At 74.5% G+C, this 4493-nt stretch carries 5 protein-coding genes; all 5 read right to left on the reverse strand.

Annotated elements, in window-relative coordinates:
• Positions 1-133: 133 nt before the first annotated feature.
• Positions 134-1048, reverse strand: coding sequence for an amidohydrolase family protein (locus HCK04_RS39925; RefSeq protein ID WP_142652718.1), 915 nt, complete (start codon positions 1046-1048; stop codon positions 134-136).
• 8 nt (positions 1049-1056) lie between these two features.
• Positions 1057-2193: a nickel pincer cofactor biosynthesis protein LarC gene (larC, locus tag HCK04_RS39930; RefSeq protein ID WP_142652719.1), complete on the reverse strand. Its 1137-nt coding sequence runs from the start codon at positions 2191-2193 to the stop codon at positions 1057-1059.
• On the reverse strand, positions 2190-2858 hold the full coding sequence (larB, locus tag HCK04_RS39935) for a nickel pincer cofactor biosynthesis protein LarB (protein WP_142652720.1): 669 nt from the start codon (positions 2856-2858) through the stop codon (positions 2190-2192). Before larB ends, larC begins: the two co-directional genes overlap by 4 nt.
• Positions 2859-2952: 94 nt before the next feature.
• Positions 2953-4209 (reverse strand): nickel-dependent lactate racemase, encoded by a 1257-nt coding sequence (gene larA / locus HCK04_RS39940; protein WP_142652721.1) that lies wholly within the window; start codon positions 4207-4209, stop codon positions 2953-2955.
• Positions 4199-4493, reverse strand: a 295-nt coding sequence (locus HCK04_RS39945) for an aldo/keto reductase (protein ID WP_185949118.1), incomplete at its 5' end; no start/stop codon positions are given. The genes HCK04_RS39945 and larA, both read right to left, overlap by 11 nt.

Below are 4493 nucleotides of genomic sequence, written 5' to 3' on the forward strand. Positions count from 1 at the left end.
ACCGAAGCCCCCTGCCCCCCGAAGCACCCTGACCCATGAAGCACCCTGACACCGAAGCACGCTGACCCGCGGAATCCGGAGTCGGCCGACGCCGGCCGGACGCCTTCGGGCGGTCCGGCCGGCGTCCCGGCGCTCACTCCTCCAGGCGGTAGACCCGGGTCGCCGTCTCGCGGAAGACGGCCTCCTGCTCGGCGGCCGTCAGCCCGGCATCGGTGAGCAGCGCCGAGACGGTCTCGGTCCAGAGGGGCAGGGAGCCGGCGAGAAGACAGACGGGCCAGTCCGAGCCGAACATGAGACGAGACGGGCCGAACGCGTCGAGAGCCACGTCGACGTACGGGCGAAGCGCGGCGGCGTTCCAGTCGTCCCACGCCGCCTCGGTGATCAGGCCGGAGAGCTTGGCCGTGACGTTCGGCTCCGCGGCGAGCTCACGGATGAGGCCCGCCCAGGGGTCGATGCCCCCGGCCGCGATCGGCGGTTTCGCGAGGTGGTCGAGCACGAAGGTCAGCTCGGGCAGGGCACGCACGGTCTCGATCGCGGCCGGCAATTGGTGCGGCAGGACCAGCAGGTCGTAGGCGAGCCCGGCCTCCGCGACCTGCCGAAGCCCCCGGCGTACGTCGTCGCGGGCCAGCCAGCGCGGGTCGGGCTCGCCCTGCACCAGGTGGCGGATCGCGCGCAGCAGGGCGCCGCCGGGAGAGGCGGCCAGGGCGGCCAGCTCGTCGGCGAGATCGGGCCGGGTGAGGTCGGCCCAGCCCACCACCGCCGCGACGGTGTGCGACCGCTCCGCCAGGGCCAGGAACTCGCGCGTCTCCGTCGCGTCGCCCAGCACCTGTACGAGCACGGAGCGGCCGATGCCCGTTCCGGCCGTCGCGGAGGCGTAGTCGGACAGGGCGAAGTCGCGGCGGATCGGCGCCATCTCCGGGGGATCGAGCCACGTCTGCGGGCGCAGGGAGAGATCCCACAGGTGGTGATGCGCGTCGACGCGGGTCGCGGCCGAAGGAACGGCCGGAGCCGCCGGGGGAGTCGTCGAGGGAGTCGCAGGGGGAGTCACGTCGGAAGTCACAGCGCGTCGAATGCCTCTCGTGTCAGTTCCCGCAAAGGCCGGCCGGTCGCCCGGGCCAGCGCGGCCAGGTCGTCGTATTCGGGTTTGACCCCCCACGGCCCGTGCTTCATGCGGACGTCGCGGCCGTGCAGGCGTATGGTCTCGACGTGCCGGGGCAGGGCGACCTTCTCCACCACGCCGCGCCGCAGGCCCAGGCTTCCCGTCTCGGCGAAGACCAGGGTCTGCAGGTCGTCGGCCAGCTCAAGGGGCGTGAGGACGTGCAGCACGTGCGCGGGGCGTCCCTTCTTCATGACGGCGGGCGTGACCCAGGCGTCCGCCGCGCCCGCCGCGAGGGCACGCTCGATGACGTGCCCGAGGACCTCCCCGGTGACGTCATCGAGGTTCGTGGAGAGCACGATCTGCGTGCTCTCCCCGGCCACGGGCTCTCCGAGCATGGCCACGGGCTCTCCGAGCATGGCCACGGTCACGTTGGGCCGGTCGGGCAGCTCGCGGCCGCCCGCGCCGTAGCCGGTGGCGCGCAGGGTCATCTCCGGAGCCGGGCCGTACACCGTGCGCATGGCGTGCAGCAGGGCCGCCCCGGTCGGCGTGACCGCCTCTCCCGCCTCCCCGCCCCGCACCCGTGCCCCCTTCAGCAGCGCGAGTGTGGCGGGAGCCGGAACGGGCAGCACGCCGTGGCGGGTGTGCACGGTGCCGCCGCCGAGCGGCAGCGGCGCGGAGTGCACGCGCGTCACCCGGAGATCGCGCAGCGCCGCCGCGCATCCGACGATGTCGATCAGGGTGTCGTGCCCGCCGAGCTCGTGCAGGTGGACCTCGGCGGGCGGGACGCCGTGCAGCGCGCCCTCCACCTCGGCGATCGCGGTCAGCGCCGACTCCGCCACGGTCAGCCCGGTCCGGGCCGCCATCGTGATCAGTCGCGCGGCCGGGCGCTCGGTGGCGTCGTCGGCGACCTCGATCCGCACGCGGGTGGCGGTCAGCGCTCCGGTGCGCACCCGCTCGGCGTCGAGCCGCCAGCCGGTGAGCCCGGTCTCGGCGACCGCCTGCCGTACGGCGTCGAGCGAGGCCCCGGCGTCGAGCAGCGCGCCGAGCAGCATGTCGCCCGCGAGCCCGGTGAAGGGGTTGAGATAGACGATCACCGGGGCGTCCTCCTCGTGAGGCGGTAGGCCGCGAGCGCGGCGCCGAAGCCGGAGTCGATGTTCACCACGGTCAGCCCGGCGGCGCAGGAGGTCAGCATGGCCAGCAGGGCCGTCACGCCCTCCAGCGCGGCGCCATATCCGGTGGAGGTCGGCACCGCGATCACCGGGGTCTCCACGAGCCCGCCGACGACGCTGGCCAGCGCGCCCTCCATGCCGGCGACGACGATCACGCTGTCGGCCGCGCGCAGGTCGCCGGCCGCGGCGAGCACGCGATGCAGCCCGGCCACGCCGACGTCCCTGACCATGACGGTCCGCAGGCCGAGCGCGGTGGCGACGGCCGCCGCCTCCACCGCGACGGGGCCGTCCGAGGTTCCCGCCGTGACCACGGCCACCGTGTGCTCGACCGGCGGCGCCGGCCGCCAGACCAGCAGCCGGGCGTCCGGGTCGTACGCGCCGCCGGGGACGAGCGCGCGCACCTCGGCGGCCGTGCCGGGTTCGACCCGTGTCACCAGGACCGGTCCGGTGTTCCGGCCGAGCAGAGCGGTGACGATCCCGGCGATCTCGCTCACGCGCTTGCCCGGGCCGTACACGATCTCGGGCAGTCCCTGGCGCGCCTCGCGGCCGAGATCCACGCGGGCGTAGCCGAGGTCGAGCGCCTCGCTCATGCCGGTGTGACGGATCCGGCGGCCGGCGGCACGGCGGTGTGGGGCACGGCTGTGTGGGGCACGGCTGTGTGGGGCACGGCGGTTTGGGGCACGGTCACTCTCCGGCGAGGTAGGGGATCGTCATGGGGCCTTCCGGCAGGACGCAGACCCGCCCGGGCAGGGCGCGGACCGTGGCGGCGATGTCGCCGGTCTGCTCCAGGTGGGCGGCGGCCAGGTCGGCGTCGGTCAGATGCGACGTGTGCATGATCACGCGGGCGTGCCGCTGGATGCGGGCCTGGATCTGGACCTGCCACTGGTCGGGCACGGTCTCGGTGCGGCGGGAGATCTCCTCGAACAGCGCCTCCGGAGAGGCGGCGGAGGTGAGCACGTCCCGATAGGAGCCGTGGCCGGGGAAGCCGTCCCGGCACTCGGCGGCGCAGACGATGGTGCCGCCGGGCTTGACGACCTGGGCGGCGGCGCTCATCCCCTTCACCGACTGGTAGAGGTTCTGGTCGAGCGGGAAGCCCGCGTTCGTCGTCACCACCACGTCGAAGGGCTCGCGGACCGGCCGCATCGCGGCGGCGCGGGCGGCGGCCGTGGCGGCGGCGTGCATCGGCAGCAGGTCGCCGCCGAACGCCCGCACGATCCGCTGCTCCCGGTTGAGCACGACGTCGAGGGCGAAGGTCACGCCGGTCGCGGCGGCGATGGCGCGCACGTCGTCGTGAACCGGGTTGCCCTGGATGACGCCCCAGGTGGCCCGGGGGTCGCCGATGCGGGCCGCGTCGTGCAGCGTGAGCACGGTCTCCAGGGCGGCGAGCCCGGGCGCGACCAGTTTCGGGCCGCCGGAGAACCCGGCGAAGAAGTGCGGCTCGACGAAACCGGTCGTGATCCGCACGTCGGCGTCGGTCCACTCGCGGTTGAGCCAGACCGGCACGTCCTTGCCGTGGCGGCCCATCCACCTCAGCGACGACGCGTCGCGCGCGTCGTGGTTGACGATCCGCACGGCGTCCACGACCTGGTCGCCGAACATCGCGCGCAGCTCGGCGTCGCTGTTGCCGCGGTGGGTGCCGGTGGCCACGAGGATCACGACGTCGTCCAGGTCGATGATCCCGTCCAGCTCGGCCAGGATCGCCGGGATCATCAGGTGCCGCGGCTGGGGCCTCGTGCCGTCGCAGGCGGAGATCGCCACCGTCTGGCCGGGACGCACCCGCTCACGCAGCGGGGGGCCCGCGACGGGTTCGCGCAGGGCCCGGCGCAGCTCGGCGGCCTCGTCCGGCACGGCGGGCCGGGCGACCGGCGCGATGACCGTGGTCCGGTCGTCCGGCAGGTCCACGACCAGGCCGCCGGTGCCGTAGGCGAGATCAACCCGCATGGTCCAGGTCCTCCCAGAGCGCGTCCGGGATGTCCGCCGCCGCCAGCGCCAGGTCCTCGGCGATCTCGTCCGCGCTGCGTGCGCCGATCAGGATGGTGGTGACGGCGGGGTGGCGGTGGGGGAAGCGCAGGGCGGCGGCGGGGAGCGGCACGCCGTGGGAGGCGCAGATGCGTCCCAGCTCTCGTGCGCGTTCGACGACGGCGGGTGGGGCGGCGTCGTAGTCGTAGGTGGCGCCTCCGGCGAGGATGCCGCTGTTGAACACCCCACCGGCGATCACGGCCACG

This window comes from Microbispora sp. CL1-1 (assembly GCF_012034195.1).
Classification (GTDB): domain Bacteria; phylum Actinomycetota; class Actinomycetes; order Streptosporangiales; family Streptosporangiaceae; genus Microbispora.